This window comes from Acidovorax sp. KPB24-07 (assembly GCF_057543315.1).
In genome coordinates this window covers 1-4,177 of record NZ_BAAJYS010000301.1, presented here as the reverse complement: position 1 = coordinate 4,177, position 4,177 = coordinate 1, and the positions used below count along the sequence as shown (strand labels likewise).

Sequence of the window (4,177 nt, the reverse complement as noted above, 5' to 3'; positions counted from 1 at the left end):
CCCCGCGCTCGCGCACGCCCAGGCCGAAGCCCACGGCGTGGCCGTGCTGGCGCACGGTGGCGAAGGCGCAGGGCAGGGCGATCGACTGCACCATGGCATGGTGCGTGGCGTGGTGCGCCGCTGCCACGCCGTTGGCGGCGGCGAACCCGTCCAGCCATTCAGCTGTCGGCGCTTGCGCGATTTCCACCGAGGGCTGCGGCGGTGCGCCCTCCGGCAGAGGCGCCTGCATGACCCACGTGGGCTCGAAAAGCGCATAGCCCGCGTCCTCCAGCGCCTGCTCGGCGCTGGCGCTCACCAGCGGCGAGATCCGGAACACGGGCCGCAGGCCGTGGCTGGCGTAGAGCGCTTGCGCTGCTTCGAGCACGCCGTCGAACGGCATTCCGGGCTCCAGCGCATTGACCGAATTGGCCCGCTTGGTGAAACCGCCGGACAGGCGGAACACCCAACCCTGGTGGAAAACGGTCTGGCGGGCGGGCCAGGCATTGAAAGCGCGCTCTTCCAGCGCGCGCACGGTGGGCAGGTCGAAATCCGGAGCAGAGGTGGCATGGGAGGGCATGCAGGATTTATAGCAGCGCCATCTGTCCTTGTTTTTATGTCCACCCGTAGTAAGGAAATGAAAACGTATTCTTATGGGTTTTATAAGGCAAACCCTAAGATGCAGACATCTCTTCTCAAAAGGTGTTTTCCGTGAACAAGCGTTTCCTGCTGCAATCGACCCTCGCCCTGGCCCTGGCCGCTGGCTTCCAAACCGGCGCGCTGGCCCAGGACAAGCCGCTGAAGATCGGCGTCACCGCCGGCCCGCACGCGCAGATCTTCGAGCAGGTCAAGAAGGTCGCTGAAAAGGACGGCCTCAAGCTCCAGATCGTCGAGTTCAGCGACTACGTGCAGCCCAATGCGGCGCTGGCGTCCGGCGACCTGGATGCCAACAGCTACCAGCACAAGCCCTACCTGGACGCGCAGGTCAAGGACCGTGGCTACAAGCTCGTGTCGGTGGGCTACACGGTCAACTTCCCGATCGGCCTGTATTCCAAGAAGGTCAAGAAGCTCGAAGACCTGAAGGAAGGCGCCAAGTTCGGCATTCCCAACGATCCGACCAACGGCGGCCGCGTGCTGCTGGTGCTGCAGGACAAGGGGCTCATCAAGCTCAAGGAAGGGGCCGGCCTGAAGGCCACGCCGCTGGATGTCGCCTCCAACCCCAAGAAGCTGAAGTTCGTCGAACTCGATGCGGCGCAACTGGCCCGCTCGCTGGACGATCTGGACGCCGCCGCGGTCAACACCAACTTCGCGCTGTCCGCCGGCCTGAATCCCGCCAAGGACGCCATCGCGCAGGAAAGCGCCAAGAGTCCCTACGTCAACCTGATCGCCGTGCGCGAGGCCGACAAGGACAAGCCCTGGGTCGCCAAGCTCGTGAAGGCCTACCAGTCGGAAGAAATCCGCCAGTACATCCAGACGGAATTCAAGGGCGCGGTGCTGCCGGGCTTCTGATCGGCCCGCGCTCCCCATCCAGCCGCCAGCGCCTTTCCGGGTGCTGGCGGCTTTTTCATGGGTGCGAGGCGCCGAGGTGGACTGTCAACGGGCTAACGAGTTGCTTAGATGTTTTTCGATGGAGAAACCGATTTTTTATTCGTTGGATTCGCGCCGGCGCGGTTCTACATTGGCTTGGACGGCCAGGCCCCGCCAAACGGGCGGCTGCAGCCACCCATTCACACAGGTCCAAAGGAACGATCCATGTCCACCGCTGTGCAAGACACCGAACTGCCCACCGCATTGCAAGCCGCCCACAACGACGCCCAGGCCTCGGGCCTGGCCCACGCCGGCGGCGTGCCACCCACGGTTGCGTGGGACCTGTTCACCTCGGGCCAGGCCCTGCTGGTGGATGTGCGGTCGGGCGAGGAGCGCAAGTTCGTCGGCCATGTGCCGGGCAGCCTGCACGTGGCCTGGGCCACGGGCACGGCGCTCACCCGCAACCCCCGCTTCGTGCGCGAACTGGAGGCCGCCATCACCAAGGCGGCCACGCGCGATGCCCCCGTGCTGCTGCTGTGCCGCAGCGGCAAGCGCTCGGTGCTGGCGGCCGAGGCCGCGGCCAAGGCGGGCCTGCAGAATGTCTTCAATGTGACCGAGGGCTTCGAAGGCGAGATCGACGATCGCCAGCAACGCGGCGCGTCGGATGGCTGGCGCTATCACCGCCTGCCCTGGGTACAGGACTGATGGCGGCCTCGCGGCCCCACCAGCGGCCCGCTGCGGGCCGCCATTTTTTCATCCCAGGCAGGAGGCCTTGATGGCTGTCTTCGAGATCGATCACATCGTGCAGTCGCTGCACGCCGTCCGCCACGAATGGCGCGATTCCCAAAAGCGCTCCCAGGAACCCGGCGGGCGCGAATTTCCGTCGCGCGATGCGCTGGCACAGGCGCTGGAGCAGCTGAAGGGCGCGCTCTTTCCCATGCGTCTGGGGCCGCACGACCTGCGCCAGGAAAGCGAGGACTGGTACGTGGGCCACACGCTCGACCTGGCGCTGCACACCTTGCTGGCGCAGATCCGGCTGGAGCTGCGCTACGTCGCGCGCCAGCAGGGCACGGGCGACGGCACGGCCATCGAGCCGCAGGCGCTGGAGGCCGCGCAGGCGTTCGCCGCATCGCTGCCGGACATCCGCCGCCTGCTGGACAGCGATGTGCTCGCCGCCTACCAGGGCGACCCCGCCGCGCGCAGCGTGGACGAGGTGCTGCTGTGCTATCCGGGCGTGCTGGCCATGATCCACCACCGCATCGCGCACCGCCTCTACACGCTGGGCCTGCCGCTGCTGGCGCGCATCGTGGCCGAACTGGCGCACGGCCAGACCGGCATCGACATCCATCCGGGCGCGCAGATCGGCGCGGGTTTTTTCATCGACCACGGCACGGGCGTCGTGATCGGCGAGACGGCGGTGATTGGCGAGCGCGTGCGCCTGTACCAGGCCGTCACGCTGGGCGCCAAGCGCTTTCCCACGGATGCCGACGGGACTCTGCAGAAAGGTTTGCCGCGCCATCCGATCGTGGAGGACGACGTGGTCATCTATGCGGGCGCGACCGTGCTGGGCCGGGTCACTCTGGGGCGTGGGGCAGTCATCGGCGGCAACGTGTGGGTCACCCATGACGTGCCGCCGGGCGGCAACGTCACGCAGGCGGTGTCGCGAGAAGGGTAGGTGCGGCGCAGCCCCCGAAAACAGGGCGCGGCGCTGCCAAGGCATCAGCAAAAAGAAACAGGGAAACGCATGTCTGTACTGATCAAGAACTTCGGGGTCGCGGTGCGCCAGTCGCGCGAGGCGCAAGGCTGGTCGCAGGAGCGGCTGGCCGAGCATTCGGACCTGAACCGCTCCTACGTCGGGGAGATCGAGCGGGGTGCCGCCATCGCCTCGCTGCTCACGGTGGAAAAGCTGGCCGGCGCCCTGGGTGTGCGGCCCTCGGCGCTGGTCACGCGGGGCGAGTCAATCGGCCATGCGAATCTCGTGCGGGGACTGCAATTGACGGCTATAGCCTGTTGAGCGATGCGCTGGAAGCTTTGACACTGCCCAGGCTTTCTTCAACAACGCACGGAGTTCTCCATGTCTGCAACTGTGGGCGGTACGACCGCCTTGGGTGACAACGCCGCACGGCAATTGGCCAACGCGACCAAGACGGTCCCCCAACTCGAAACCATCAGCCCCCGCTGGCTCACGCACCTGCTGCAATGGGTGCCGGTGGAGGCGGGCATCTACCGCCTGAACAAGGTCAAGAACCCGGAATCCATCCGCGTCACCTGCACGGCCAAGGAAGAAGAAAACCAGCTGCCGCGCACCTTCGTCGATTACGAAGAAAACCCGCGCGAATTCTTCCTGAACGCCGTGAGCACGGTGCTGGACGTGCACACCCGCGTGTCGGACCTGTACAGCAGCCCGCACGACCAGATCAAGGAGCAGCTGCGCCTGACGATCGAGACGATCAAGGAAAACCAGGAAAGCGAGCTCATCAACAACCCAGACTATGGCCTGCTGGCCCAGGTGACCGACGCGCAGCGCATCTTCCCGCTCACCGGCGCCCCCACGCCGGACGACCTGGACGAGCTGCTCACCAAGGTGTGGAAGGAGCCCGCCTTCTTCCTGACCCACCCGCTCGCCATTGCCGCCTTCGGCCGCGAGGCCACGCGCCGCGGCACGCCGCCGCCC

Annotated in this window: 5 protein-coding genes and 1 pseudogene; 5 read left to right on the top strand and 1 reads right to left on the bottom strand. The window is 66.3% G+C overall.

The window, feature by feature from the left end; genetic code table 11:
- A partial coding sequence (locus tag AC27IQ_RS19710; RefSeq protein ID WP_487090492.1) for a GNAT family N-acetyltransferase, cg3035/Rv0428c family occupies positions 1-556 on the bottom strand: 556 nt, incomplete at its 3' end.
- 131 nt (positions 557-687) lie between these two features.
- Between AC27IQ_RS19710 and AC27IQ_RS19705 the strand changes: the two genes are divergently transcribed.
- The 5 genes and pseudogenes from AC27IQ_RS19705 to AC27IQ_RS19685 all read left to right on the top strand — a co-directional run.
- A complete protein-coding gene (locus AC27IQ_RS19705) occupies positions 688-1,485 on the top strand; it encodes a MetQ/NlpA family ABC transporter substrate-binding protein (protein WP_487090490.1) in 798 nt (265 codons plus the stop codon).
- A gap of 243 nt (positions 1,486-1,728) precedes the next feature.
- On the top strand, positions 1,729-2,208 hold the full coding sequence (locus tag AC27IQ_RS19700) for a rhodanese-like domain-containing protein (RefSeq protein ID WP_317357893.1): 480 nt from the start codon (positions 1,729-1,731) through the stop codon (positions 2,206-2,208).
- A 70-nt stretch (positions 2,209-2,278) separates the two neighbouring features.
- On the top strand, positions 2,279-3,178 hold the full coding sequence (gene epsC, locus AC27IQ_RS19695; RefSeq protein WP_284412879.1) for a serine O-acetyltransferase EpsC: 900 nt from the start codon (positions 2,279-2,281) through the stop codon (positions 3,176-3,178).
- A 69-nt stretch (positions 3,179-3,247) separates the two neighbouring features.
- Positions 3,248-3,517 carry a helix-turn-helix domain-containing protein gene (locus AC27IQ_RS19690; RefSeq protein ID WP_272569047.1) on the top strand — a complete coding sequence of 90 codons (270 nt, stop codon included), beginning with the start codon at positions 3,248-3,250 and terminating at the stop codon, positions 3,515-3,517.
- 60 nt (positions 3,518-3,577) lie between these two features.
- Positions 3,578-4,177, top strand: a pseudogene (locus AC27IQ_RS19685) (hypothetical protein); the annotation flags it as partial.